This is a genomic window from Stutzerimonas urumqiensis (assembly GCF_003640395.1).
GTDB classification, from domain to species: domain Bacteria; phylum Pseudomonadota; class Gammaproteobacteria; order Pseudomonadales; family Pseudomonadaceae; genus Stutzerimonas; species Stutzerimonas urumqiensis.
Map to the genome: position 1 here is coordinate 334,424 of NZ_RBZQ01000005.1, position 25,728 is coordinate 360,151.

A 25,728-nucleotide genomic window follows, 5' to 3' on the forward strand; every position below is an offset into this window, starting at 1 on the left:
ACCGAAACCCCGGAGCGCCCGCTCCGCTCGATGAGTCGACTATGAGCAAGCCATCGGAACCTGTCGCCCACCCAATAGACGACCTGCCCCCGCTTCAGATCAGCCACCTGCCGTTTCCAGTGGTGGGCCTCGGGGCATCCGCCGGTGGCTTGCAGGCGCTGATCCGCTTCTTCGTGGCGATCCCCGAGGGCAGCGGCATGGCCTACGTCGTGGTGATGCACCTGTCGCCCGATCACGAGAGCCATGCCGGCGACATCCTGCAGAAGGCCACCGACATGCCGGTCCTCCAGATCGACAAGCCGGTCCCGCTGCAAGCCGACCACGTCTACGTGATCCCGCCGGGCAAGTACCTGACCATGAACGACGGCTACCTGCGCCTGAGCGAGCCGGATCGCCGGCACGGGCGCCAGGTGGCGATCGACCTGTTCTTCCGCACGCTGGCCGATGTCCACCAGCACCACGCGTTCGGCATCGTGCTGTCCGGCGCTGGCGCGGATGGCTCGGTGGGCCTGGTACGCGTGAAGGAACAGGGCGGCGTCACCCTCGTCCAGGATCCGCAGCAGGCCGAATACGATTCGATGCCCAACAGTGCCATCGCCACCGGTCAGATCGATTTCGTCCTGCCGGTTGAAGAGATGCCGGCACGCATCGTTCAGCTCTGGCGCGAAATGCGCCGAACCCGCGTCCCCGGCGATCCCGGCGAGGACGACGACCCGGTGGCCGATTCGAGCCCGACCCGCGCCGACCTGGCCGCCATGCGCGAGATCATCGCCAGCCTGCGCGCCCGCACCGGACACGACTTCAAGCACTACAAGCGCGCCACCATCCTGCGGCGAATGGAGCGCCGCATGCAGGTCAACGGCCAGCCGAACCTCCAGGCCTACCGCGACCTTCTACGCGACCGGCCCGAAGAGACCCAGGCGCTGCTGGGCGACCTGCTGATCGGCGTGACCAACTTCTTCCGCGACCCGGAGGCCTTCGAGGCCCTCGAACGCGAGGTCATCCCGGAGCTGTTCGGCTATGACGGCTCGCCGGCCAACGAGGTCCGCGTGTGGTGCGCCGGCTGCTCGACCGGCGAGGAGGCCTATTCGCTGGCGATGCTGCTCTGCCAGCAGGCGGCCGTGCAGAACAACGGCGCGAAGCTCCAGGTGTTCGCCACCGACATCGACGAGCGCGCGATCAGCACCGCGCGCATTGCGCTGTACCCCGAATCGATCGTCACCGACGTGCCGGGCGACCGCCTGCAGCAGTTCTTCGTCCGTGAGAGCCGCTATTTCCGCGTGCGCAAGGAGGTCCGCGAGAAGGTGCTGTTCGCCCAGCACAGCCTGCTGCGCGACCCGCCGTTCTCGCGTCTGGACCTGATCAGCTGCCGCAACCTGCTGATCTACCTCGACCGCAGCGTGCAGCAGGACATCCTGCGGATGTTCCACTTCGCCTTGCGGCCGGGCGGCTACCTGATGCTCGGCAGTTCCGAATCGGCGGATGCCTGCCCCGATCTCTTCACCCCGGTGGACAAGAAGAATCGCCTGTACCGCGCCCGCATCGGCGCGCTCAGCCGGCACACGCCGATCATGCCGAGCGAAGGCTTCCTGCGGCCGACCGAACCACTACGCAGCCCGCCGGAGGTGCGCCGCCGCGGCTCGTTCGCCGAACTGCATCAGCAGGTCCTGGAGCTGTATGCGCCGCCGAGCATGATCGTCAATCGCGCGCTGGACATCGTCCACATGTCCGACCGCGCCGGCCACTTCCTGCGCTACGCCGGCGGCGAGCCGACGCACAACGTGCTCAAGCTGATCGCACCCGAACTGCGGCTGGAGCTGCGCACCGCGCTGTTCCAGGCGATCCACAGCAAGAGCAGCGTCGAGGCCCGCCGTGCCCAGGTCGAGCGCGACGGCAAGCCGTTGCAGATCAACATGGTGGTGCGGCCCTTCACCGACGAGCAGGGCCAGGACTACATCCTGGTGCTGTTCGACGAGGTGGACTGCACCCTGGCCGAGCCGCAGGAACCGCGCGACCCGCACACCGACCGGCTGATCGCCCAGCTCGAAGACGAGCTGCAGCGCACCAAGGAGCAGTTGCAGGCCACCATCGAGCAGGCCGAGACCTCCACCGAGGAACTCAAGGCCTCCAACGAGGAATTGCAGGCGATCAACGAGGAGCTGCGCTCGGCCACCGAGGAGCTGGAGACAAGCAAGGAAGAGCTGCAGTCGATCAACGAAGAGCTCACCACCGTCAACCACGAGCTCAAGGCCAAGGTCGAAGAAACCAGCAAGATCAACGACGACCTGCAGAACCTCATCGCCTCGACCGACATCGCCACCGTCTTCGTCGACCGCGGCCTGCGCATCAAGTGGTACACGCCGCGCGCGACGGACATCTTCAGCATCATCGCCAGCGACGCCGGCCGCTCGCTGCTCGACATCACCCACCGGCTGGCCTACCCGGAGTTGGCCGACGACGCGGCGAAGGTGTTCGAATCGCTCGGACAGATCGAGCGTGAAGTCCGCAGCCGCGACGGTCGCTGGTACATCGCAAGGCTGCTGCCCTACCGCACCAACGAGGACCGCATCGACGGCGCGGTGCTGACCTTCATCGAGATCACCGCCCGCCGGCAGGCCGAGGAAAAGCTGCGCGAGGAAGAAGAACTGATGCGGCTGGTCGCCGACAGCACCAGCGACTACGCCATCATCACGATGGACACCGAGGGCCTGGTGACCAGCTGGAACCGCGGCGCCGAGCGGATATTCGGCTACACCCAGGCCGAAGTGATCGGCAAGTCGGCCGACCTGATCTTCCTCGAGGAAGACCGCATGGCCGGAGCCGCTGCGCGCGAGCGCGAACGGGCGCTGGCCGACAGTCGTGCCGAGGACGAGCGCTGGCATCGGCGCAAGGACGGCACGCACCTGTATTGCAGCGGCGTGGTCAGCCCGCTGGGCAACGGCGAGGTGCGCGGCTACGTCAAGATCGCCCGCGATCTGACCCAGCGCAAACGGCAGGAGATGGCGCAGGAGACCAAGCTGGAGCGCTCCAAGGCCAGCAGTCTGCGCAAGGATCAGTTCTTCGCCGTGGTCTCGCACGAGCTCAAGCACCCGCTCAACCTCATCCAGCTCAATGCCGAGCTGCTGTCGCGCATCCCGGTCATCCGCGGCTCGGCCTCGATGAACAAGGCCGCGCAAGCCATCCTGCAAGGGGTACGCAGCCAGGCGCAGATCATCGACGACCTGCTCGACGTCAGCCGCGTACGCACCGGCAAGCTCAAGCTCAAGCGCACCGCGGTCGAGCTGGACCAGGTCATCGACGGCATCCTGCGCAGCGTGCGTAGCGACATCGACGAAGCGGGCCTGCACGTGGACTTCATCGGCCCGGCGGAAGGCGGCCCGACCCTCGACGCCGATTCGTGCCGGGTCGAGCAGATTGCCTGGAACCTCATCAACAACGCGGTGAAGTTCACGCCCACCGGCGGCCAGGTGACCATCCGCTGCGAGGTCGACGGTACCTTCGCCCGGCTGGACGTCAGCGACGATGGGCGCGGCATCGACCCTGAATTCCTGCCGCTGATCTTCGACCTGTTCGGCCAGGCTGACGGTCATGCGCTGCGCCACAAGGATGGCCTGGGCATTGGTCTTGCGCTGGTGCGGCAACTGGCCGAGGCGCATGGCGGGCGGGTGCAGGCCTATTCCGAGGGCATCGGCCGGGGCACGCGCTTCAGCGTCTGGCTGCCGCTGCTGGAGGTCGCCCCGGCGAAGGAAACGACACCGGCGGCCGATGCCGAAAGCCTGATCGGGACCTGCATCCTGCTGGTCGACGATTCGCCCGACGTGCGCGAGACCTTGCAGGCGCTACTGGAGCTTGAAGGCGCCACGGTGGTCACCGCCGGCAGCGGTCCCGAAGCGCTCGAACGCCTCGACGCGCAGGGCTTCGACCTGATGCTGTCGGACATCGGCATGCCCGGCATGGACGGTCATCAGCTGATGGAAGCGGTACGCGCACGCCCGCAATTTGCCGATCTGCCGGGCATCGCGCTCACCGGCTACGGCAGCGCGGACGACGTCAAGCGCGCCAGCGAGGCCGGCTTCGACGGTCACCTGGGCAAGCCGGTGTCGTTCGAGGCGCTTGTGGCCAAGGTGCGCGAGGTACTGGCGGCACGACGTCTGGACGAACGGCCCGCCTGATGGACGTGCTGCTGTTCGAGGCGCTGGGCATCGGCCTGGTGCTGGGGCTGCTGCTCGGCATCACCGGCGCCGGCGGTTCGCTGGTGGCGCTGCCCTTGCTGCTCAGCCTGCACCTGCCGCTGCGCGACGCCATCGGCGTCAGCCTCGGTGCGGTGGCGCTGTCGGCGATGGTCGGTGCCATTCCGCGGGCCCGCCAGGGCCAGGTGGCCTGGCGTCCGGTGCTGATCCTGGCCGTCATGGGCCTGCCCGGCACGGCGCTCGGCCAGTGGCTCGGCGGTTACGTGCCCGAGGGCGCGCTGATCGTCGGCTTCTGCGTGCTGGTGCTCTGGTCGGCCTGGCGGATGTGGCGCAGCGCCGGGATCGAACGGCTCGGAAACGGCCAGCTACGACTGGCGCCGCTGTTCGGCGTCGGCTTCGGGGTCGGCGTGCTCTCCGGCCTGATGGGCGTCGGCGGCGGCTTTCTCATCGTGCCGGCGCTGCTGTGGTGCACGCCGCTGTCGATGCTGCATGCGACCGCGACCTCGATGGCGGTGATCGCGCTGGTCTCCGGGGGCGGCTTCGCGCTGTACGTCACCGGCGCCGAGTTGCAGACCGCGCTGCTTGCCGGGCTGGCCGCCGGCGGCGCCTGCGGCGTGATCGCCGGCAACCGGCTGGCGCAACGGCTGGGCGGCCCGCTGTTGCAACGCCTGTTCGCGCTGATGCTGGTGGCGGTGAGCCTGTCGCTCGCCGCGCAGAAGCTCACCGCCGGCTAGCCCGCTCAACGGCGGCGTAACCCCGGCATGTGCCAGCCTCGCAGGTCGAGCCAACCGGCCGACGCGCGCTGCGCTCGGCGAGGCTCGGTCCGCGGGTCGTCCCAGAACGGCCGTTCGCTTTCCAGCATCACGTCGGCGCGGGACAGGCCCAGGTCCTTCAGCGCGGCGTCGTCGAGCTGCGCCAGCCGGTAGCGCTGCGCCGCCAGTTCGCGCCAGCGCGCCACCTGGCGCCATCCGTGGCGGAGCAGCTGGCCTGAAGCCTGTCCGATAACGCTCAGGGAAATCGTGCGTGCAGTCATGTCGTCGTCCTCTGGAAGGTGGGATGGCGATCAGTCTGCGAGTCGGCCTAGAATCAAGCCAACGAATGTTTCTGATGTGACTCATCTCGGAGATTGATGGATGGCCACCTACCCCAGCATCGACACGGAGCTGCTCAGAAGCTTCGTCGCCATCGCCGATCACGGCGGGTTCACGCGTGCCGCGGAAGTCGTCAACCGCACTCAATCGGCGGTGAGCATGCAGATGAAGCGGCTCGAGGAAGACGTGCTGCAACGCCCGTTGTTCGACCGCGGCGGGCGGCAGGTGCGGCTGACGGCGGAGGGGCAAGTCCTGCTCGGCTATGCGCGGCGCATCCTCAAGCTGCACGGCGAGGTGCTGACCACCCTGCGCGAGCCGCACATGGTGGGGTCGGTGCGCATCGGCACGCCGGACGATTACGTGATGCGCTTTCTTCCCGGCGTCCTTGCGCGCTTCGCCCAGACCTACCCGCTGGTGCAGGTGGAGGTTCATTGCGAGCCGTCGTACCAGCTGCTTCAGCGGCATGACCTGGACCTGACGATCGTCACTCGCGAGCCAGGGACCGAGATCGGCCAGTTGCTGCGCCAGGAGCGGTTCGTCTGGGCCGAGGCCGCAGGCTTCAACGTGCACGAGCAACAGCCGATGCCGCTGGCCATGTTCAACTCCGACTGCTTCTGCCGCGCCTGGGCCTGCAATGCGCTCGATGGCCTCGACAAGCCGTTCCGCGTCGCCTACAGCAGCCCGAGCCTGTCGGCGATCCTCGCGATCGTCGGGGCCGGGCTGGCGGTGACGGCGCAACTGCAAAGCCTGATCCCGGCCGACTTCCGCATCCTCGGCCCCGCCGAAGGCCTGCCCGAACTGCCGCAGAGCAGCATCGTGCTGGTGCGCAACCCGCAGAAACATTCCCAGATAAGCGAGACGCTGGCCGAGCACATCGTCGAGGGCTTCAAGCTTTAGCGATCACGGCGGCCAGGGCCTCGATCGACGCTACAGCCCCGTCCGGGGTGGCCGGCCTGCGCTTCGGCGATGCCGGTCGCTCGCTGTCAGCCGACCTTGCGGGCCGCCGGGGTGTGTCGCGCCTCGCCCTGCTGCACCACTTCGCGGACGGTCCGCATGACGTCGAGGTTCGCCTCTTCCATGCGTTGCAGGTGGACCAGCGCCGCCTCGAGCGCGCCACGGGCACAGGCTTCCAGCGCCGCCTGTCCCTCGCTGTGCACGGCGGTGTGCGGTCGCTCGATGCGGTTGAAGAGCTCGAGGCCGTGCATGTCGCGCCGCCCTTCGCCGTAGTACCAGCGGCCGAAACGGCAGGCACGCTCGTCCGGCAGGGTCGGCATCGGCTGGCCCTCGCCATTGAGCAGATGGTTGTAGACGCCGAACTTGAGCGACAGCTCGTCGAGGTTCGCCAGCTCGATACCGGCACGGAAGGACGAATGCTGCGTGCCCTGGCGCATCTGGCCGGCAAGATCGTGCAGCTCGCGCATCGCGGCGACCGCGTCCCGGGTTGTCTGGCTGAAGGTATCGGCGAGCGTGCCCTGGGTCTGGATGCAGCTCTGCACCCGCGTGGTTTCGCCCTGCACCTCGCGAATCTTGTCGACGATCTCGCCGGTCGCACGGGCGGTTCGCTCGGCCAGCTGGCGTATCTCCCCGGCGACCACCGCGAAACCGCGGCCCGCCGTACCGGCCCGCGCCGCCTCGATGGCCGCGTTGAGCGCGAGCAGGTTGGTCTGGCTGGCGATGCCGCTGATGAGATCGACGATGCCGTTGATCTCGCGCGAATGGTCGGCCAGCCGGTCGACCAGCGCCGAGGCCTGTGCCAGCCCGGCTTCCATCTCGCTGGCCTGGCTGCCCAGTTCACCGAAGTGCTGCTGGTTGCCCAGCGCCGCACCGGCCACCCGATCGGCGCGCTGGCGGTTGTCGCCCAGCTGTTGCGTGAGGAATTCGAACGAGTCGCCGAGGTGCGCCACCGAATCGCCGAAGCGGATCAGTTGCGCCGCCACGCCCCGGTAGTAATCGAGCGCCCGACGATTCTGCGCATCGGCCGCCTGCAACTCCGCCAACGACAGCTCCAGCGCAGCGATGCGGCCGGCCTGCGCGGCCTTTTCCGCCTCGAGCGCGGCGACCTGCGCGTGCAGCGCTTGCATCCGCCTTGTCCGCTGTCCCCACATGGCGCGCTCCTCAGCTCAGGGTGTAACCGTTGTCCACGACCCAATCCCCGCCGTAGACCCCGCGGGCGCCCTGCGACAGCTGGAACAGGATCACATCGGCCACCGCCGACGCGTCGAGGAAATGCCCCGGCAGCAGGCGCTTGCTGATCGAGTCGGCCACCTGCTCGAGCTGCGCCTCGGGCAGGCCGAAGCGATCCCAGATGGCGGTGGCCGTCGGGCCGGGCGAGACCATGTTAAGGCGCACGCCGAGGGCGCCGAATTCGACCGCGAGCGTGCGCACCTGCGCGGCCAGCGCCGCCTTGGTGGCGATGTAGGACGCCAGGCCGGGGAAGCTGATGCGGCTCAGAAAGGTGCCGACGAAGACCACCGAGGCCGGGTTGGCCAGTACGCCGCGCAAGGCCGCGAGGGTCGACAGCGCACCGGCACCGTTGACCGCCCACTGCCGCGCGAAGGCGGTCATGTCGAGGCTGTCGGCCAGCTCGGCGATACCCGCGTTGGGCACCAGGTAATCGACCGGGCCGAGCGGCGTGGTCTCGCGGCACAGCCGCTGCAGATCGTCCTGGCAGGTGACGTCGCCCTTGACCCAATGCAGCCGGTCGCCATGAACCTCGCGCAGCGCCGGCAGCTCGCCAGGGGTGCGGGACATCGCCACGACGCGGGCTCCGTTTTGCAGCAACCCTCCGCACAGGGCCAGGCCAATGCCGGAGCTGGCTCCGGTGACGACCGCCAGGCGGTCCTGAAAATCACGTTTCATCTCGACTCCGAGCCCGGGCACGGCCGGGCGGCTGGCTGAGCGCCCGTGTCCGGGCGAATTCGAAGGGGTTCGGCGATGGCCATCCGGCATCAGCCCGGATGACCGTCGATGCGCGGCGCCACCAGCATCGGCGCATAACGCCAGGCATAGAGGGCGAAGGCGGCGGCCCAGCAGGAGGCGGCCAGCCACAGGCCACCGACGGGGAAGGCACCGGTCAGGAACACCCGCGCCAGCGCCCCGAGGTTGAACAGCACGAAGGCGGCTGGCACGCCGGCCGGCAGCTCCAGCGGCCGCCCGGTATGACCGAGCGTGACGCGAGCGATCATCGCCAGGATCAGGCCGCTCATGGCGCCGACCGACAAGGCATGAATCGACGGACTGGCACTGCCCAGCAGGCCCAGGTTCCACAGCGCGAGCCCGAAGGTCGCGACCGTCAGCCAGAGCATCGCCAGGTGCAGCGACCACAGCAGCGGCACGCGCCAGATGCCGGCGTCGTACCAGCGCACCAGCCGCACCAGGTTGCCGATGCCCAGCGCCGCGAGCAGCACGGCGAGCCAGGCCTGCGGCACCAGCGCCAGCCCGATAGCGTAGAGCACGCCAACCGCGCCGGTGCCGACCAGCAGGGCGATGTCCAGCCGCGGCCAGGGCTTGACCGCTTCGAGCTTGCCGAGGCCGCGCTGGGTGAAGAACGGGATCACTCGCCCGCCGATCAGCATCATCAGCGCACCCACCAGCCACAGCCCGCCGAGCACGCCTTGGCGTTGCAGACCGTCGTCGCCCTGCGCCAGTCCCACCAGCACCTCGATATTGGCCGCACTCAGCAGGCTCAGGACGATCACGATCGGGTAATTGCGCTTCTGCCGGACGGCGAACAGCATCCGCCCCATCAGCAGCGCCACCGCCGGCAGGAAGAGCACGTCGAGCAGGATGGCGACCGGCACCGGCAGGCCGAACAGCCAGGCCAGTCGCGCCGCCAGCCAGAGCAGCGCGAGCGCCGCCAGGCGATTGCCGGACAGGCTCGGCTGGCTCGTCCAGGTCTGCACGGCGGTCAGCAGGAAGCCCGCGACGATGGCCGCGGCGAAGCCGAACAGCATCTCGTGGCGATGCCAGGCCAGCCAGCCCCCGGTCGGTTGCCAGGCCGCGATCACGCCGGTCCAGGCCAACACCCACAGGGGAATGGCGACCAGCGCCAACAGGCTGCCGGCGAGAAAGAACGGTCGGAACGCCAACCGCCAGATCGGGGGAATGCTCAGGGCTTTGCGCCTATCGATAACATGCACTGCAGGCCTCCAGAATTCATGCCAGGACGCACCGGGCGTCGTCTTCGCGGCGTCATGCGTCGGTGGTTACTTTCTACAGGTTCGCGAGGCCGGCCACACTTGATCGGAATCAGCTTCCGGCGTCATAGCGGTCGGCCATAGGCGGCGCACGACAAGCGGCCGCGACCGCGTCGATCCGGGCGGTACGCAGGCGTCTGGGGAAGAAAGCGCGGTTTTTCGCGACGCCGAACGGCGTTCGGCGCGGAGGAGAAAGGTGCCGCGCGCAGAACGCGCGCGGCGGGGCGAACTCAACGTGGCTCGACGACGTCGGCCTTGGTTGCGGGCTGGGCTGACGATTCGCCGTCGCCCATCGACTTGCGAAAGCCGCTGATGGCGCCGCCGAGGTCCGAGCCCAGCCCACGCAGGCGCTTGGTGCCGAACAGCATTACCACGATCAGCAGCACGATCAACAGTTGCCAGATACTGATACCCATCTCACACCTCTCTTGCAGTAGTCCCGCGGTGTCCCGCGAATACGATCAATGTCCCGAATGGTCGCCGTGCGCCCCGTGGCCAGCGCCGCCATGCTGCGCGGCGGCGGCTTCCTGCAGGAGCTCCTGGTCGATCTGCTCGAAGCGCACCACGCGCCCGCCCTTCTCGGCGACTAGGTTCTGCGCGGCCTGCTCGTCGGCGAACGAGGCCAGCACCGCACCCATCGCGCCTTGCAGACGCGGACCGACCACATAGTAGGCGGTGGTTGCGTCGATCAGATGACTGTCGTCCGGCGCGTGCCAGGCGCTGCGGCCCATGTCGTGGACGTAGAGTTTGGCCTGGCTGGAGCGGTTCTCCGGCTGGAGCCACCAGCCGAGCATTTCCGCGGTCGAGCAGAACTTCCTGACCCCGGCAGCCGAGACGGCTTCGCCCTTGGGACCGGGAAAGTCGCTGATCACCATGCCGCAGACATGGCATTCGTCACTCGGGTGGAAGGCCACCGGCGCGAGCGATTGCGCCGCTTCCTCCGGTTCCCCGCAGGCCGCGAGCAACAGCCCGAACATCAGCACGCCCAGGGCGCGCAGGAAGGACAGCGTGGTCGATTTCATCTCAACTCCTCATCAGGCCGCACGGCCGCGAAACACCAGGTAAGCGATGGCCAGGGCGCCGCCGACCCAGCCCAGCAGGCACAGCCACAGCGCGCCGCCCGGCACGGGCAGATCGCTGCCCAGCGACAGCACCCCCATCGCCGTGCCGCTGCCCTCGAAGCCCGACAGGTTGATCAGGCGGTACACATCGGCGGGGTTGAGCAGCAGCAGCCAGGGCAGCAGGTCCGGGCTGAAGCGGCCTTCGCCCAGCACCAGCAGGCCGAGCAGCGACAGGTCGAACACCAGCACGAACAGAAACCACACCCCGAGCGCGAGCCCGGCGGCGGTGGATTTCTCGCCCGCCTTGCTGCTGATGACATAGGCCAGCCCGAGGAACACCCAGCCCAGCAACGTCGAGGACAGCATGAAGCGACCGAAGGCCCAGAACAGCAGCCCGCGCTCGACGTCATCGACCAGCACGGCAATGGCCAGGGCGGCCGCGCCAAAACCGATCAGCGTCGCCAGCGCGAGGATCAGGCCGTGGCCGACGAACTTGCCCAGCAGGATCTGCCCGCGACCCAGCGGATAGGTCAGCAGCAGCATCAGGGTGCCGCCCTCTTCCTCGCCGACGATGGCGTCATAGGCCAGCAGCAGCGCGATCAGCGGCATCAGGAAGGTGGCCAGGCTCGCCAGGCTGGCGATGGTCGCCGGCACGGAGGTAAAGCCCACCTGCCCCGAGGCCGCCGCCCCGAGCCAGGCGATACCCGCGGCCAGCACGGCGAACAGCAGGCTGATGGCCAGGATCCAGCGGTTGCGCAGGCCGTCGCTGAACTCCTTGCGCGCGATGTTCCAGATGGCGTTCATGCGGCGCTCCCTCCGGTGCGCGTGATGGCGCGCTCCATGTAGTGGCGGTAGAGGTCTTCCAGCGAGGGCTGGTGGATGTCCAGTTCGGTCGGTGCGCCGCTGGCGAGCAGGCGTTGCAGCAGCCCAACCTTCTCGGCCTGGGGCGCGGCGACCTCGAGGCCATCAGGACCGACCGCCTGGACGTCGTGGCCGGCCGACTGCCAGCCCCGCACCAGTTCGTCCGCGCCGTCCAGGCCGTTGGCGCGGATGCGCACCGGCAGCCCGGCAGCGTGACGCAGTTCGGCCAGCGTGCCGACCGCTTGCAGATGGCCGCCGGCGAGAATCGCCGCGCGGTTGATGTGCGCTTCGACGCCCGGCAGCACATGCGAGCAGAGGATCACGCTGGTGCCCTGCTGACGCAGCCGATCGACCAGCCGGTAGAGATCGCCCGTGGCGATCGGGTCCAGGCCGACGGTGGGTTCGTCGAGCAGCAGCAGCCGCGGTTCGCCAAGGATCGCCTGCGCCAGCCCCAGCCGCTGGCGCATGCCCTTGGAGTAGGTCTTGACCCGGCGATCGGCGGCGTGGGCCAGCCCGACCTGCTCGAGCAGCTGATCGACCTGTGCCAGCGACGCGCCCTTGAGCCGGGCGAAGTGGCGCAGCGTCTCGCGGCCGGTGAGCTGCGGGTAGAAGGTGACGTTCTCCGGCAGGTAGCCGAGCTGGCGGCGCACCGCCTGGTCATGCGGCGCCTGGCCGAGCACGCGCACCTCGCCTTCGCTCGCGCGCAGCAGGCCGAGGATGAGTTTCATGGTGGTGGTCTTGCCGGCCCCGTTGTGGCCGAACAGACCGAGGACTTCGCCCTCGCCGAGGTCGAGGTCGAGCCCATGCAGGACCTGCATCGACCCGTAGCGCTGGCGCACGGCGCGAATTTCGACGGCATTCATGGCCGCTTCTCCTGGAAGGGGACGTCCAGGTCCCGGGTGGGTAGCTGCATCAGCGGGTGGCTGTCTTGGACGCCCGGCGACTTGATCACCGGAAAGGCCCGCTGCACCCAGCGCAGCAGTTCGATGGTGGGGCTGTTCATCAGCAGGCGTACCTGCGGGTACATCCACAGCAGGCGGTCGACGTTGTCGTTGGGCTCGTAGGCGACATCGCCCAGGCCGTCGCCGCCGCGGTCCCAGCCGAGGTAGTCGCTCCAGTAGTTGCCGCGCCCGTCCTGCGACCATTCCTGGGTGCGGGTGGCGACGTACTTGACCTGCTGCTGGTTGCCGACGAAGGCGTTGCCGGAAATCCGGTTGTCTTCCGAGCCGGCGGTCAGGTGGAAGCCGAGCGCACTGCCCTGGAAGTGGTTGTGCTCGAGGGTGTTGAACAGCGAGTTGTACATGAACAGCGCCTTGCCCTCGCCGCCGGAGATCATGCTGTCGCCCTCGGTGCCGCCGCTCTGCACGTCGAGCACGACGTTGTCGCGCAGCGTCGAATAGGTGATGTAGTTCATCAGGATGCCGTAGTTCTGGTCCTGCTCGGAGCGGTTGCCGATCACGGTCAGCTTGCGGCTCTGCATCAGCGCGTAGCCGGTGCGGGTGCGCCGGGTGGTGTTGCCGATGACGCGGTTGTCGTTGGCGAACATGTAGTGCACGCCGTAGCGCAGGTCCTCCAGCACGTTGCCTTCGAGGTGGTTGCCGTTGGAGGTGTCGATGTAGATGCCGTCGCGCGTGTGGCGGGCGTGGTTGCCGATCACCCGGGCGTTCTTCACGGCGTAGAGGTGGATGGCGTTGCCGCGGTCCTGCGAGCGAATCGACGGATCGCCCTCAATGCGGTTGTCGATCAGCGAGCCGTTCTCGACGCGGTCGAGCCAAATGCCGAAGCCCGGGCCTTGCAGGTGGTTGCCGCGCAGCGTCACGCCGCGGCCGGCCGGTTCGACGAAGATGGCCGCGTTCATCTCGGTGAGGTCGCGACCCCAGTCGACCAGCGTGCAGCCTTCGACGGTGACGTCGGGCGCGGCGATGGTCAGCACGTTGCCCTCGCCCTGTGCGTCGAGGATCGCGCCCGGTTCGCAGCGCAGAGTGAGCGGTTGGTCGATGGTGAACTGGCCGCTGTACTGGCCGGCAGGTAGCCGCCAGTGGGCCTCGCCTTGCGGCTCGAGCGGCAGCGAGGTGATGGGTCGAGGCTCGGCCGCCGTGGCCAGGCCAGACAGCGGCAGAAGCATCAGAAATGCCAGTGGACATAGCGGGTGGGTGGCCTGAAATCCGAGCACTGCGTTTACCTCTTCAGTCGCCTGGGTTCGCGAGCGAGCTCGCTCCTACAAAAATGCAGCACCCTTCCGTAGGAGCGAGCTTGCTCGCGATTGGCCGCCCGGTTTACGCCGGCTCGACCAGCATCCGTCCGACCATTTCCATGTGCAGCGCGTGGCAGAACCAGCTGCAGTAGTACCAGTGCAGGCCGGGCTTGTCGGCGACGAAGGTGACCGACGAAGTCTGCTGCGGGCTGATCTCCATGCCCACGCCGTGGTTGGTCATCACGAAGCCGTGGGTCACGTCTTCGATCTCGTCGATGTTGGTGATCACCACGGTGACCTCATCGCCCTGCTTGACCGTGAACTCGGTGATGCCATAGGCCGGCGCCATCGAGGTCATGTACACGCGCACCTTCTTGCCGTCGCGGATGACCTTGTTGTCGGCGGTCAGGTTGATGCCGTCCTTCTTGGCCATTTCCACGGTCGGGGCGAAGAACGGGTCGTTGCGGTCCCAGATCTTCTTGGTCTTGATCTGGTCGCGACGCGCCAGGATGCAGTCATGCGGCTCGGCATAGGTCGGGCCGTCGTGCACCAGCTTCATCTCCTCGCCGGAGATGTCGATCAGCTGGTCGTTCTCCGGGTGCAGCGGGCCGACTTGCAGGAAGCGGTCCTTGGAGAACTTGCACAGCGCGACCAGCCACTTGCCGTCCGCTTCGCTGGTTTCGGTCAGCGAGGCGTGGATGTGGCCCGGCTGGTACTGCACGTCGAGCTTCTGCTTGATGTAGTTGACCTTCTCGCCGTTGTAGGCGCGCACCGCGTCGGCCATGTTCCACTTGACCACCTGGCTGTCGATGAACAGCGTGGTGTAGGCGTTGCCGCGGCCATCGAAGGTGGTGTGCAGCGGGCCGAGACCCACTTCCACTTCGGCTGCGACCACGCCGCGCGGATCGGTGATCTTGCCGGCGAAGAGGTCCGGCAGCTTGGCGATCTCGATCATGGTGACGGTGGGCGACAGCTTGCCGTTGGCGATGAAGTACTTGCCGTCGGACGAGGTGTTGCAGCCGTGCGGGTTCTTCGGCACGGGGATATAGCGGGTCAGTTCGGAGCCTTCGCGGCCGTCGACCACCGGCACCTTGGAATCGCCGATGGTGCTGAACTTGCCGGCCTTGATGGCCTTCTCGATCGCCGGGATGTCGAACACCACGACCCAGTCGCGCTCGTTGCGCATCATGCCGCCGAGGTCGTAGGCCTTCTCGGAGTTGTAGCAGGTGGCCGCGGCGAAACGCCCGGTGTAGTCGGCGTCGGTGTTGTCCAGGTTGCCGCTGACGATCACCTGGAAGGCCATCTCCATCGTCTCGGCATCGATGACGTTGAACATGGTGTAGGCATTCTCGGCCTGCAGGTCGAAGCTCGATCCATCGTTGGGATGCGGGATGACGAACTCGGCGTTGGCGAACACGTACTTGGTGTGCGGCACCTTCTGCAGACGCAGGCCGTGAATGGCCTGGACGTTCGGCACGGTCAGCATCTTGTCGCACTTCATGATGTCGAGGCGGATGCGCGCGACGCGGCTGTTGGCCTTGTCGTTGATGAACAGGTACTTGCCGTCGTACTTGCCGTCGGTCATCGAGATATGCGGGTGGTGGCAGTCGCCGTTCAGGAACTTGGCGCTCTCGCCCATGATGTGGCGGCTTTCGTTGGTGATGCCCCAGCCGGTCGCCGAGTCGACGTTGAACACCGGGATGCGCATCAGCTCGCGCATCGAGGGCACGCCGATCACGCGCACTTCGCCCTGGTGACCGCCGCTCCAGAAGCCGTAGTACTCGTCCAGCTCGCCCGGCGCGACGTGAATCTTCTGCTGCGCATCCTTGACCGCGGCGGCCCAGGACTCGCGCGTCATCAGCGAGCTGCCCAGTGCGGTCGCGCCGACCAGGGCCACGCCGGTCACGGCGCTGGCGCCGAGGAAGTTGCGCCGACTCAGGCCGCCCTGTTCGAGGACTTCTGTGTTGGACTTGGGTTGCTTGTCTTTCATGGTTCCACTCCTTAGTGAAACAGTTCGCCTGCGATCGGGCGCTGGTAGGCCTCGGCCGTTAGAGAGCCGCGGCAATCGGTTCGGGGGTGACTTGCACCACCGGAATCAGGTCGGGTTGGGCGGGTGCCTTCTTGCCGCGCTTGGCGCGCTTGTTCTTCACGATCAGCGGCGGGCATTTGTTCTCGTTGTGGTAGGTCATCTGGCAATCGAGGCAGTAGTGGCACTCGTTGTGGTTGATGTGCCCGTCCGGGTGGATGGCCTGCACTTCGCATTCGTTGGCGCAGAGCTGGCAGGGGTTGCCACATTCCTTGCGGCGCTTGAGCCAGTCGAACAGCCGGAAGCGGCCGGTGATCGCGAGCCCCGCGCCCAGCGGGCAGATGTACCGGCAGTACACCTTGCGGGTGAATATGTTCACCACCAGCAGCGCGACGGCGTAGGCTACGAACCACCACTGGCGGTCGAACTTGAGGGTGATGGCGGTCTTGAACGGCTCGACCTCGGCGGCCTTCTCGGCCAGCGTCATCGACTCCAGCGAGATGCCGAACAGCACCAGCAACACGATGTACTTGATCGCCCAGAGCCGCTCATGGATGGCGAAGGGCACGTCGAACTGGCGGATCTTCAGCTTGCGGGCGGCCTCGTTGATCAGCTCCTGCAGCGCGCCGAAGGGGCACAGCCAGCCGCAGAACACGCCGCGCCCCCAGAGCAGGACGCTGGCAGCGGTGAACGTCCAGAGGATGAAGATCACCGGGTCGGTCAGGAACAGCTCCCAGCGGAAGTCCTGCACCAGCGCATGGACGAAGGTCAGCACGTTGACCACCGACAGCTGCCCCAGCGCGTACCAGCCGATGAACACCACGGTGAAGACCAGGTAACCCTCGCGTAGCCGCTTGAGGAAGGTCGGGTGCTGGGTGAATTTGTCCTGCAGGAAGAGGATGACCGTCAGCAGCGCCAGGGCGGCCAGGATCACGCCGATCTGGAAGCTCTTGGCGTACCAGATGTTGACCCACATCGGCCGGTTGGCCTCTTCGATCGCGGCCAGCTCCTCGGCGGTCGGCTGCGGGCGGTCGATGTAGGCTTCGGGGATCTGATACGGCAGCTCGAAGCTGGTGAAGATGCCGTCGACCGGCCCGGTCTGGCGCCGCACCAGCAGCTCCAGCGTCCAAGGCGTGCCCGGATCGAAGCCGACGTGCTCGCGCACGGTGAAGATGGACATCTCGGTGAAGTCCGGCGCGCCTTCGGCGAACAGGTCCTCCAGGCGCTCGTGGTCCATGTCGCGGAAGCTGATGATGTTGCCGAACTGACGCAGCTGCACCCGATCGAAGATGCCGCCGCGCACGTAGCCCGAGCCCTTGTAGGAGTACATGCCCAGGCCCATCACGGCGATGGCATGCTCGCCCTCCTCAAGCTCGTCCATCAGGAAGCGGTAGCCGTTTTCGCCGAGCAGGTTGCGGCCGATGGTCGGTGCGTTCAGGTGCGCGACATACAGGTCGATGAAGGTGTCGCCGGCTTCCTCCGGCGAGGCGGTGTCGACGCCTTCGGCCTCGGTGCCCTTGAAGGCTTCGTCGACCTGGCCGCGGGTGAGGTGCAGGCGGCGAATGGCGCCATTGCCGGTCAGCTCGGCCCAGGTGGCGGGCGCGTACAGGTCCTGGCGAATGGTCGCCGGCTTGCTGGCCGCGCCGGCGGAGGCCTCCACCAGACCCAGCTCGACGGCGACTTCATGGGCCGCACGCATGACGATCTCGTTCACCACCATGACGGTCACGGTGGCGCCCGTCACGGCATCGACGGTGACCGCCTCGGGGTCGCTGGAATGGCCGACGATCACCCGCTGATCGACACGGATGCCCTTGTACTTGGCGGTGAACTGGTGGAGCTGCTCTTCGGGAATGCCGATCAGCAGGATGGGTTCGTGGTGCTCCAGCACGTAGGCATCGAGGATGACGCCGTCCGGGTCGAGGATGACCTGCAGGTTCACCGGCTTGCCCGAGTAGGCCGGAATATCCACCACATCGAGACTCTGGAACGCGTAGCCGACCACGTCGTCACCGGCCATCAGGCGGCGGACCTGATGCTCGCCCTGCGGCTCGGATACCTCGGTGACAGCGGGCAGCACCTCGGCGATGCGCTGGCGTTCGATGTCGCCGTAATCCTTGGTGGCGAAGGCCAACCCGCTGAACAGGCAGGCCATCAACAGCGCCACCCGGACGCCCCAGGCGCGCAGGAGACTGGCTTTCGAAGGGTGCTGATCGTTCATGTCGCTACCGCTTGCTGCTGAATCACGGCCGCATGGTATTAACCCGGTCTCACCCCCTCCTTGATATGCGTCAACGCGACTCGCCTCCGGCGAGCCGCACCCGGCGGCAGATCGTCGCACCCAAAGCGGGCGATTACCGGCAGGTGCGTGAATTGCCGTCCCGCCCGGAACTCTCATGTCCAGATGACCAACACGACGTGCCCGGTCGGCCGATCGGTCGGCACGCCTGGAACTTAACCGGCACAAGAGGAGCCCCAAATGCCCAATCCGTCCCCTTCCCGCTACGACGGCTTCGATCGCCTGTTCATCGATGGCCACTGGCTGACCGGCCAGCAAGCCCCGCGCGAAGACCGTTCGCCCTGGACCGGCGAGCCGCTGCTGCACGTCGCCCAGGCCGGTACCGATGACCTCGACCGGGCCTACTCGGCCGCCACGGCGGCGCAACGGGACTGGGCCGCCCAGGGGCCTTCGCAGCGGGCCGCCGTGTTCGCAGCGGTGGCGCGGATCATGGAGCGGCGGCGCGACGAGATCATCGACTGGCTGGTGAACGAATCCGGCAGCACGCGGCTCAAGGCCTCGCTGGAATGGCAGACCGTGCGCGCCGTCATGCTCGAGGCGAGCGCGCTGCCCTACCTCGTCGAAGGCCGCATCCTGCCCAACGACACACCCGGCATGGAGAGCCGCGTCTATCGCGAGCCGGTCGGCGTGGTCGGCGTCATCAGCCCCTGGAACTGGCCGCTGCAACTGGCCGCACGCTCCATCGCACCGGCGATGGCGGTCGGCAATGCGGTGGTGCTCAAGCCGGCATCCGATACGCCGGTCACGGGCGGTCTGCTGTTCGCCAAGCTGTTCGAGGAAGCCGGCCTGCCGGCGGGCGTGCTGAACGTGATTCCGGGTGCCGGCAGCGTGATCGGCGATGCCTTCGTCAGCCATCCGGTGCCGAGGGTGATCGCCTTCACCGGCTCGACGCCCGTGGGCCGGCGCATCGCCCGGCTCGCCGCCGAATCGCCGATCCTCAAGCGCACCGACCTGGAGCTCGGCGGCAACAGCCCGCTGGTCGTGCTGGGCGACGCCGAGCTCGAGCAGGCGGTGGAAGCGGCGGTGTTCGGCAAGTTCCTGCATCAGGGACAGATCTGCATGATCACCAACCGCCTGATCGTCGAGGCGCCGGTCTATGACGCCTTCATCGAGCGCTATGTCGAGCGCGTCCGGCAACTGAAGGTCGGCGGACGGGACGACCCGGCGACCTTCATCGGCCCGATCATCAACGACAGCCAGTTGCGCTCGGTGACCGACCTGATCGCCCAGGCGCGCGCCGAAGGGGCCCGCGAACTGCTCGGCGGCGAACCGGACGGCCTGGTGCTCCCGCCGCATGTCTTCGCGGATGTCGGCGAAGACTCCGTCCTCGCCCGGCAGGAAATCTTCGGCCCGGTGGCGCCGATCATGCGGGCTCGCGATGCGGAGGATGCCCTGCGCATCGCCAACGCCACCGAGTACGGGCTGTCGGCCGCCGTGTTCACGCGTGATCTCGAACGCGGCGTCCGCTTCGCGCGCCGGTTCGAGTCGGGCATGTGCCACGTCAACGACCAGCCGGTGAACGACCAGATCTTCAACCCCTTCGGCGGCGAGAAGAACTCGGGCATCGGCCGCTTCAACGGGCGCTGGGCGGTGGACGCCTTCACCACCGACCAGTGGGTTACCGTGCAGCACACGCCGCGCCGCTACCCCTTCGACGCCGCCCTGCTGGCGCCGAAGACCGATCCGAGCGTCGGCGGCTGATCAGCCCCGCACGAAGGGTGTGAGGTAGGCGGCCGTCGATCCGCGGCGCGCCTCGCTGGCCTTCAGCTCCATCTTCGCGATGCTGCGCAGGTGGACCTGATCCGGTCCGTCGGCGAGGCGCAGCGCGCGGGCGCCTGTCCAGATGTCGGCCAGCGGCGTGTCGGGCGTCAGCCCCATCGCGCCATAGACCTGCATCGCGCGGTCGACCACCTGCAGCTGCATGCGCGGCACCAGCGCCTTGATCATGGCGATTTCCTTGCGCGCCGCCTTGGCCCCCACTTCGTCGATCATCCAGGCGGTCTTGAGCACCAGCAGCCGCGCCTGTTCGATCTCGATGCGCGACTCGGCGATCCAGTCCGCGATGTTCGAATACTGATGCAGGTAGCGGCCGAACGCCTTGCGCTCCTGGCAGCGCTCGACCATCAGCTCCAGGGCCAGCTCGGCCTGGCCGATCGAACGCATGCAATGGTGGATGCGGCCAGGCCCCAGCCGCGCCTGGGCCATCAGGAAGCCGTCGCCCTCCTGGCCGAGCAGGTTCGCGACCGGTACGCGCACGTTGCGCAGCAGCAGCTCGCTGTGCCCCTCCGGCGCGACGTGGTTCATCACCGGAATGTTGCGCACCAGCTCGACGCCGGGCGTGTCGAACGGCACCAGGATCATGCTCTGCTGGCGATGGCTGTCGGCGTCCGGGTCGGTCTTGCCCATCACGATCAGCAGCTTGCAGTCCGGGTGCGAGGCGTTGGTGATGAACCACTTGCGGCCGTTGATGACGTAGCTGTCGCCGTCACGGCGGATCGACGTCTGGATATTGGTCGCATCGGACGAGGGCACGTCCGGCTCGGTCATGGCGAAGGCCGAGCGAATCTCGCCGTCGAGCAGCGGCACCAGCCAACGCTGGCGCTGGTCGGCCGTGGCGAACAGGTGCAGCAGCTCCATGTTGCCGGTGTCCGGCGCGTTGCAGTTGAAGACTTCGCTGGCCCAGTGCACGCGGCCCATGATTTCCGCCAGCGGGGCGTACTCGAGGTTGGTCAGGCGGGTGCCGGGCTCATCCTCGCGCAGCGACGGCAGGAACAGGTTCCACAGGCCGTCATCGCGGGCGAGCGCTTTCAGGTCCGCCATGAACGGCACGGGGAACTGCCCGCTGGCGACCGCCTCGTGCCAGGCCGGGATACGCGGAACGATGTAGCGCTCCATGAAGTCGAGCAGTTGCGCGCGCAACGATTCCACGCGCGGGCTGTAGGCGAAAGGCATGGCGGAGCTGGCGTTCATGGCGACCTCGGCTGACAGGATTCGCCTCAACCATAGCCGCGCACCCGACGGCGGCAAACCAGCCTCAGCCGGCTGAATCGGTGCCGATCAGCCCGGTACTGCCTGCACCGTCGGCTTGACGGAGATCATGTCGCCGCGCGCCCGTTCTGCTAGCGGCTACCAGGACAGGTAGAACATCGCCTTGGCCAGCACGACGATGCCCAGCATCTGGGCCAGCACCGCCCATTGCAGTCTCCGGTAGCGGGCCGGCGTCATCCGGCCCCGTCGCAGCAACATGGCGACCAGGCCGAAACTGACGAACACCGCCACCGCCAGCACGATCTTCAATGTCAGCAGCGTGCCGAAGGCGCTCGCCAGCGGGTTGGCGAGCAGGTGACGGTGACGCCAGGCCAGGCCGAGCCCGGCGCCGTAGACCAGCAGCACCACCCAGTGCAGCACCTTCCGCGAACGGGCGCCGATGGCCTTCTCGACCGGTTCGACAGCCTGCTCGCCAAGCTGCTGCTTGACCTTGCCGAAGATGACCACCTGGAAAAACATCGTGCCGATGAACGCGATGGCACCGAGCAGGTGAAGCAGATGCAGCAATGAATAGGTCACGGGCGACTCTCCTGGCGGGCAGGCCGGCATCTTCGCCCAGCCGTTCCGGTCCTGCCAACCGCGGGCACGGCTGCCGAGCTAGGCTAGTCTTCGGTTACAGGAGGAACCACATGATCCGTTGCAAACGTGCCTACGAACCCGCCGCCCCGGACGATGGCTACCGCGTGCTGGTCGATGGCCTCTGGCCGCGCGGCCTCAAGAAAGCCGACCTGCCCCATGACGCCTGGCTGCGCGACCTGGCACCCGAGACCGACCTGCGTAAGGCCCTGCATCAGGGTGAGGTGGATTACCCCGCGTTCCGCCAGCGCTATCGCAAGGCGCTCGCGGCGCACCCGGAGCATTGGTGGGGGCTGGTCGATCGCGCCGCAAAAGGCACCGTCACGCTGCTGTACGCCGCGCGCGACGAGACGCACAACAACGCACGGGTGCTGGCCGAATGGCTGGAAGAAGAACTGGAACGCCGCGCCGACAGCAGCTCACCGGTGTGCTACGCCGGCGAGCGGGGGCTGGGTGGGGAGATGCCGTAGCGGTGCGATTCCGTAGCGGGCGATGCCGTAGCGGTGCGACCGGCTGCGGTCGTGCGACGGGTCGAACCGGTGATGCGCCTGGCATGGCGCGTTTGGAGGTCCGTAGGAGCCGGGGGGACGCCTGGTCCTTGCTGGCGAAGCCACGGCGCCTGATAGGAGCCCGCTTGCGGGCGATGCTTTTGCTTTTTGGCTTCACGATTGGAATTTGGACGCCGCACTTTCCTCGGCCCCGACATCCAGATTGCGCCTTACACCGAAAAATTGTAGGAGCCCGCTTGCGGGCGAAGCTTTTGTCTTTTGGCTTTGCGGTCTGGAGTTTCGGACGCCACGCTTTCCTCGGCCCCGACCTCCAGATTGCGCCTTGCACGGCGCCTCACTTTTCTTTGCCGCGCGGCAAAGAAAAGTAAGCAAAAGAAAACGCGCCCCATCATCCGGGTCTGACTGCTACGCAGCCAGACTGCCCTCACTCCGGCGCCGCTCCGGGGGCACGTCGCGACGGGACATCCCTGTCCCGCCGCGCCTCGCTCGGCGTCCTGCCTCGCGTCCCCCTGCGCAACGCCTGCGTTCGGCCGGATGAAAGGGGGTTGGTCCGAGTGGCTTGATGGTTGGGGTGCCTTTGCAAAAGGCGAGATCGAAAGTCGTACCAGTCGAGCGACGGACACCGGTATGTGGTCAGCCAGGTAAAGGCTTCATCGCCGTGCAAGCGGTGGAAAACGCGTTGCGGTTTTCCACCCTACGGTGGCTGACGTTTGGATGATTGCTGCCTCACAGACGTAGGGCGGATTCAGGAGCGAAGCGAACAATCCGCCGGGGACATCGCCGATGTGAAACCGGTGCATTGCTTCGCGAATGCACCCTACGTGTAGTTGTCCCGTTCAAGACCACAACAGCTTCGCTTTCTGGCTTTGCCACACCAAAACCAACAGGCCACACCAATTCGCCCCATCAGCAGGCCAAGCGCAGGTGTCGTGGAGGGGGTTGAGCGGCATGGATGCCGCGAAAGCCGCGAGGGCCATGGATGGCCCTTCGTGGCGGGCCCCTGGAGCGGCACCGGAGCGAGGGGACCCCGGCAAAGCCGGGGCCGGATGCAGGGGTCGCCTTCTCTTTGGTTACTTTCTCTTGGCGAGACAAGAGAAAGTGACGCGCCGTGCAGGGCGCAAGCTGTAGGCCGGGCCGAGGAAAGCGCGGCGTTCAAAACGCCGGTCGAGATGCCCAGAAACAACGACAAGAGCATCGCCCGCAAGCGGGCTCTTACGAAACATTACGCGCCGTGCAGCGCAACCCGCGCACCACCGGGGGCAGCGCTCACGCCCCCGGCGTACCAACCCCATCAGTGGCGACGATTGACCGTCAACGCCGCACGAATGACGTCCGCGCCAATCTCTTCCTCGAAACTCTTCCACACCGGCACCATCTTCTGGCGCCAGGCGTCGCGTTCTTCAGGCGACAGGGTGACCAGCTTGCTGGTGCCGCTGGCAAGGATGCGGTCGCGGTCACGACGGTTCAGGGCTTCTGCTTCCTTGTTCACCGCCTGGGTGACTTCCAGGATGATGCCCTCCAGCTCCGAGCGCATGGCGAAGGTCAGGCTGTTCCAGAAGGTGCCGTTGGTGATCAGCATGTAGTTCAGCACGCCGTGGTTGCTCTCGGTGATGAACGGCTGGACCGTGTGCATGTTCTGGCTGGCGATGTTCGACCAGGGGTTCTCCGCCCCTTGCACTTGGCCGCTTTGCAGCGCCTTGAACGCCTCGGCGAACGGCAGGCGAACGCCCTTGGCCTGCACGGCGTTGAACTGGGCCTCGATGACCGCCGAGGACTGGATGCGGAACGCCAGGCCGTTGGCGTCTTCGGGCGTGTGCAGCGCCTTGGTGGCGGAAAGCTGCTTGAGGCCGTTGTTCCAGTACGCCAGGCCATAGATGCCATGCGGAATCATCGAACGCAGCAGCTCGCGGCTCTTCTCGCGGCGCTGGAAGCGGGCGACCGCTTCGGCGTCGTCGAACAGGAACGGCAGGTCGAACACCTGCAGCTGCTTGGTGTACTTGTCGAACTTCGACAGCGAGGGCGCGAGCATCTGCACCTTGTTGTCGAGCAGCGCCTGCATTTCGTCGGCATCACCGACGAGCGTCGAATTCGGATAGACCTCGACCTTCACCTGGCCCGCCAGGCGCTCCTCGACCAGCTTCTTGAACAGCAGCGCACCCTTGCCCTTGGGCGTATCTTCAGCGACGACGTGGGCGAACTTGATGACGATGGGTTCGGCGGCCTGCGAGACCGGAACGAACAGAATGGCCAGCGAGATGATCGCCGTGGTGAAACAGGACTTGAGCATGAGGCCCCCGGAAATGAAAAAAGCCGGCGCCTTGTGGGCGCCGCTTCCTTGTGTGCGTTTTTCGATTCAGCGCCGCTCCACGGCGCGCGTCAGGTCGGGGCGATCGCCCGCCTGGCGTTCTTGGAATAGAGCCGTCCGGTGTGAGCTGGCTCACGAACGGAACGGTGTGAAAGTGTTGGGGATCGCCCCGCCCGACACAAGCTGCGAAGGCGGAACCAGCTCTCAGTTTCGCACCGGACGCTTCATCGGCTGCGGCGAACTCCCCCGGCTTACCCGGCTTCTATTGCCCATCAGCTACCCACCGGATGAGCCGCATGAACGACCCGAACCGCGTCAACGAACCGCCACCCCCACGGGTACCGGATGCCGACTTCGATTGCCTGATCGTCGGCGCCGGACCCGCCGGCCTGACGGCCGCCGTCTACCTCGCCCGCTTCAACCGCAGTTGCCTGGTGGTCGACGGCGGATGCAGCCGCGCGGCGCTGATCCCCACGTCGCACAACTATCCGGGCTTCCCGCCGGGCATTTCCGGCAAGGCGCTGATCGAGCGCCTGCGCGACCAGGCCAGCAGCTATGGCGCGCGCATCGAAGACGGCGTGGTGCAGGCCATACGCCCGCACCGGGTCGGCTTCGAGATCGAGCACGGCACCGGCCGCTGCTGCGTCGCGCGCCGGGTGATTCTGGCAACCGGCATCGAAGACACCCTGCCGCCGATGGAAAACGCCGCCGAGGCGATCGCCGCCGGTGCGCTGCGGTTGTGCTCGATCTGCGACGGCTACGAAGTCAACGGCCACGACGTGGCGGTCTATGGCGAAGCCGAGTGCGCGATCGGTCATGCCGTGTTCCTGCGTAGTTTCACCGACCGCGTCACCGTCATCGCCCGGCGCGATCCGCCGCCACCGGCCGAGGCGCTGGGCCTGCTCGATCATTACCGCATCGCCTATGTCGAAGGCGACCTGACGACCGTTCGCCACCTCCCGGCGGGCGGGATCGAGACGATCACCGACGACGGCCACGCCCATCGCTTCGACGTGCTCTACCCCAACCTCGGCGCCCGGGTGCGCTCGGACCTCGCCGTCCAGCTCGGCGCGCGGCATGACGGCGACGGCGCATTGATCGTCGACGACCATCTGCAAACCTCGGTAAACGGACTATTCGCCATCGGCGACGTGGTGACCGGCCTCAAGCAGATGAGCGTGGCGGTCGGCCATGCGGCACAGGCGGCGACCGCCGTACACAACAGCCTCGAGGCCAAGCCCTGGGTCCGGCCGACGACGCCCTGAGGCTACGCGCGCGGCAGCCTTCGGGCCGCTGCCCGCGCATTGGCGGTCTACGCTGTAGGAACCCAGGAGGCGCAGCGCGCGCCTCCATCGTTTCGGCAAGAGCGTCA

The 25,728-nt window shown here is 67.1% G+C and carries 20 protein-coding genes; 6 read left to right on the forward strand and 14 right to left on the reverse strand.

Features of this window, described 5'->3' with window-relative positions:
* Positions 1–41: 41 nt before the first annotated feature.
* Positions 42–4,172: a CheR family methyltransferase gene (locus D7325_RS12360; protein ID WP_120996081.1), complete on the forward strand. Its 4,131-nt coding sequence runs from the start codon at positions 42–44 to the stop codon at positions 4,170–4,172.
* Positions 4,172–4,924 carry a sulfite exporter TauE/SafE family protein gene (locus D7325_RS12365; RefSeq protein WP_120996083.1) on the forward strand — a complete coding sequence of 251 codons (753 nt, stop codon included), beginning with the start codon at positions 4,172–4,174 and terminating at the stop codon, positions 4,922–4,924. Before D7325_RS12360 ends, D7325_RS12365 begins: the two co-directional genes overlap by 1 nt.
* 5 nt (positions 4,925–4,929) lie before the next feature.
* Here the strand turns inward: D7325_RS12365 and D7325_RS12370 are convergent, their stop codons facing one another.
* Entirely contained in the window at positions 4,930–5,223 is a 294-nt protein-coding gene (locus D7325_RS12370) for a DUF1127 domain-containing protein (protein ID WP_120996085.1), read from the reverse strand.
* Positions 5,224–5,323: 100 nt separating this feature from the next.
* Between D7325_RS12370 and D7325_RS12375 the strand changes: the two genes are divergently transcribed.
* Entirely contained in the window at positions 5,324–6,178 is an 855-nt protein-coding gene (locus tag D7325_RS12375) for a LysR family transcriptional regulator (protein ID WP_120996087.1), read from the forward strand.
* Positions 6,179–6,264: 86 nt separating this feature from the next.
* On the opposite strand, the gene D7325_RS12380 is transcribed toward D7325_RS12375, so the two are convergent.
* The 10 genes from D7325_RS12380 to nosR form a co-directional block, all read right to left on the reverse strand.
* Positions 6,265–7,386, reverse strand: a complete 1,122-nt coding sequence (locus D7325_RS12380) for a methyl-accepting chemotaxis protein (RefSeq protein ID WP_120996089.1) — start codon at positions 7,384–7,386, stop codon at positions 6,265–6,267.
* Positions 7,387–7,396: 10 nt separating this feature from the next.
* Positions 7,397–8,140, reverse strand: coding sequence for an SDR family NAD(P)-dependent oxidoreductase (locus tag D7325_RS12385; protein ID WP_120996091.1), 744 nt, complete (start codon positions 8,138–8,140; stop codon positions 7,397–7,399).
* Between the two features lie 89 nt (positions 8,141–8,229).
* Positions 8,230–9,420: an NnrS family protein gene (locus D7325_RS12390; protein WP_120996093.1), complete on the reverse strand. Its 1,191-nt coding sequence runs from the start codon at positions 9,418–9,420 to the stop codon at positions 8,230–8,232.
* A 287-nt stretch (positions 9,421–9,707) separates the two neighbouring features.
* Positions 9,708–9,893 carry a twin-arginine translocase TatA/TatE family subunit gene (gene tatA / locus D7325_RS12395; RefSeq protein WP_120996095.1) on the reverse strand — a complete coding sequence of 62 codons (186 nt, stop codon included), beginning with the start codon at positions 9,891–9,893 and terminating at the stop codon, positions 9,708–9,710.
* A 45-nt stretch (positions 9,894–9,938) separates the two neighbouring features.
* Positions 9,939–10,499: a nitrous oxide reductase accessory protein NosL gene (locus D7325_RS12400; RefSeq protein WP_120996097.1), complete on the reverse strand. Its 561-nt coding sequence runs from the start codon at positions 10,497–10,499 to the stop codon at positions 9,939–9,941.
* A gap of 12 nt (positions 10,500–10,511) precedes the next feature.
* Positions 10,512–11,342, reverse strand: a complete 831-nt coding sequence (locus D7325_RS12405) for an ABC transporter permease (protein ID WP_120996099.1) — start codon at positions 11,340–11,342, stop codon at positions 10,512–10,514.
* Positions 11,339–12,262, reverse strand: coding sequence for an ABC transporter ATP-binding protein (locus tag D7325_RS12410; protein ID WP_120996101.1), 924 nt, complete (start codon positions 12,260–12,262; stop codon positions 11,339–11,341). Before D7325_RS12410 ends, D7325_RS12405 begins: the two co-directional genes overlap by 4 nt.
* Positions 12,259–13,524 carry a nitrous oxide reductase family maturation protein NosD gene (locus tag D7325_RS12415; RefSeq protein WP_120996103.1) on the reverse strand — a complete coding sequence of 422 codons (1,266 nt, stop codon included), beginning with the start codon at positions 13,522–13,524 and terminating at the stop codon, positions 12,259–12,261. The genes D7325_RS12410 and D7325_RS12415 overlap by 4 nt, the downstream gene beginning before the upstream one ends.
* 151 nt (positions 13,525–13,675) lie before the next feature.
* Positions 13,676–15,583, reverse strand: coding sequence for a TAT-dependent nitrous-oxide reductase (gene nosZ, locus D7325_RS12420; RefSeq protein WP_120996105.1), 1,908 nt, complete (start codon positions 15,581–15,583; stop codon positions 13,676–13,678).
* Positions 15,584–15,641: 58 nt separating this feature from the next.
* Complete coding sequence (gene nosR, locus D7325_RS12425) at positions 15,642–17,774, reverse strand: transcriptional regulator NosR (RefSeq protein WP_177431798.1); 2,133 nt, start codon at positions 17,772–17,774, stop codon at positions 15,642–15,644.
* A gap of 324 nt (positions 17,775–18,098) precedes the next feature.
* On the opposite strand from nosR, the gene D7325_RS12430 reads away from it, so the two are divergent.
* Entirely contained in the window at positions 18,099–19,619 is a 1,521-nt protein-coding gene (locus tag D7325_RS12430; protein WP_120996109.1) for an aldehyde dehydrogenase family protein, read from the forward strand.
* Here D7325_RS12430 and D7325_RS12435 read toward each other — a convergent pair whose 3' ends face one another.
* Both D7325_RS12435 and D7325_RS12440 read right to left on the reverse strand, forming a co-directional pair.
* A complete protein-coding gene (locus D7325_RS12435; RefSeq protein WP_120996148.1) occupies positions 19,620–20,870 on the reverse strand; it encodes an acyl-CoA dehydrogenase family protein in 1,251 nt (416 codons plus the stop codon).
* A 174-nt stretch (positions 20,871–21,044) separates the two neighbouring features.
* A complete protein-coding gene (locus D7325_RS12440) occupies positions 21,045–21,485 on the reverse strand; it encodes a CopD family copper resistance protein (protein WP_120996111.1) in 441 nt (146 codons plus the stop codon).
* Positions 21,486–21,595: 110 nt separating this feature from the next.
* Here D7325_RS12440 and D7325_RS12445 point away from each other — a divergent pair, with 110 nt between their 5' ends.
* Positions 21,596–22,012, forward strand: a complete 417-nt coding sequence (locus D7325_RS12445) for a DUF488 domain-containing protein (protein WP_120996113.1) — start codon at positions 21,596–21,598, stop codon at positions 22,010–22,012.
* 1,330 nt (positions 22,013–23,342) lie between these two features.
* On the opposite strand, the gene D7325_RS12455 is transcribed toward D7325_RS12445, so the two are convergent.
* Positions 23,343–24,338 (reverse strand): TRAP transporter substrate-binding protein, encoded by a 996-nt coding sequence (locus tag D7325_RS12455; RefSeq protein ID WP_120994509.1) that lies wholly within the window; start codon positions 24,336–24,338, stop codon positions 23,343–23,345.
* 314 nt (positions 24,339–24,652) lie between these two features.
* On the opposite strand from D7325_RS12455, the gene D7325_RS12460 reads away from it, so the two are divergent.
* Positions 24,653–25,621 carry an NAD(P)/FAD-dependent oxidoreductase gene (locus tag D7325_RS12460; RefSeq protein ID WP_120994510.1) on the forward strand — a complete coding sequence of 323 codons (969 nt, stop codon included), beginning with the start codon at positions 24,653–24,655 and terminating at the stop codon, positions 25,619–25,621.
* Positions 25,622–25,728: the final 107 nt, after the last annotated feature.

Bases quoted from the DNA above. Each gene is read 5' to 3' on its own strand.
- D7325_RS12435 (WP_120996148.1), bottom strand. From the start codon at position 20,870: ATGCCTTTCGCCTACAGCCCGCGCGTGGAATCGTTGCGCGCGCAACTG.
- D7325_RS12405 (WP_120996099.1), bottom strand. From the start codon at position 11,342: ATGAACGCCATCTGGAACATCGCGCGCAAGGAGTTCAGCGACGGCCTG.
- D7325_RS12365 (WP_120996083.1), top strand. From the start codon at position 4,172: ATGGACGTGCTGCTGTTCGAGGCGCTGGGCATCGGCCTGGTGCTGGGG.
- D7325_RS12375 (WP_120996087.1), top strand. From the start codon at position 5,324: ATGGCCACCTACCCCAGCATCGACACGGAGCTGCTCAGAAGCTTCGTC.
- D7325_RS12460 (WP_120994510.1), top strand. From the start codon at position 24,653: ATGAACGACCCGAACCGCGTCAACGAACCGCCACCCCCACGGGTACCG.
- tatA (WP_120996095.1), bottom strand. From the start codon at position 9,893: ATGGGTATCAGTATCTGGCAACTGTTGATCGTGCTGCTGATCGTGGTA.
- D7325_RS12430 (WP_120996109.1), top strand. From the start codon at position 18,099: ATGCCCAATCCGTCCCCTTCCCGCTACGACGGCTTCGATCGCCTGTTC.
- D7325_RS12400 (WP_120996097.1), bottom strand. From the start codon at position 10,499: ATGAAATCGACCACGCTGTCCTTCCTGCGCGCCCTGGGCGTGCTGATG.
- D7325_RS12385 (WP_120996091.1), bottom strand. From the start codon at position 8,140: ATGAAACGTGATTTTCAGGACCGCCTGGCGGTCGTCACCGGAGCCAGC.
- D7325_RS12445 (WP_120996113.1), top strand. From the start codon at position 21,596: ATGATCCGTTGCAAACGTGCCTACGAACCCGCCGCCCCGGACGATGGC.
- D7325_RS12380 (WP_120996089.1), bottom strand. From the start codon at position 7,386: ATGTGGGGACAGCGGACAAGGCGGATGCAAGCGCTGCACGCGCAGGTC.
- D7325_RS12360 (WP_120996081.1), top strand. From the start codon at position 42: ATGAGCAAGCCATCGGAACCTGTCGCCCACCCAATAGACGACCTGCCC.
- nosR (WP_177431798.1), bottom strand. From the start codon at position 17,774: ATGGCCTGCCTGTTCAGCGGGTTGGCCTTCGCCACCAAGGATTACGGC.
- D7325_RS12370 (WP_120996085.1), bottom strand. From the start codon at position 5,223: ATGACTGCACGCACGATTTCCCTGAGCGTTATCGGACAGGCTTCAGGC.
- D7325_RS12455 (WP_120994509.1), bottom strand. From the start codon at position 24,338: ATGCTCAAGTCCTGTTTCACCACGGCGATCATCTCGCTGGCCATTCTG.
- D7325_RS12410 (WP_120996101.1), bottom strand. From the start codon at position 12,262: ATGAATGCCGTCGAAATTCGCGCCGTGCGCCAGCGCTACGGGTCGATG.
- nosZ (WP_120996105.1), bottom strand. From the start codon at position 15,583: ATGAAAGACAAGCAACCCAAGTCCAACACAGAAGTCCTCGAACAGGGC.
- D7325_RS12415 (WP_120996103.1), bottom strand. From the start codon at position 13,524: ATGCTTCTGCCGCTGTCTGGCCTGGCCACGGCGGCCGAGCCTCGACCC.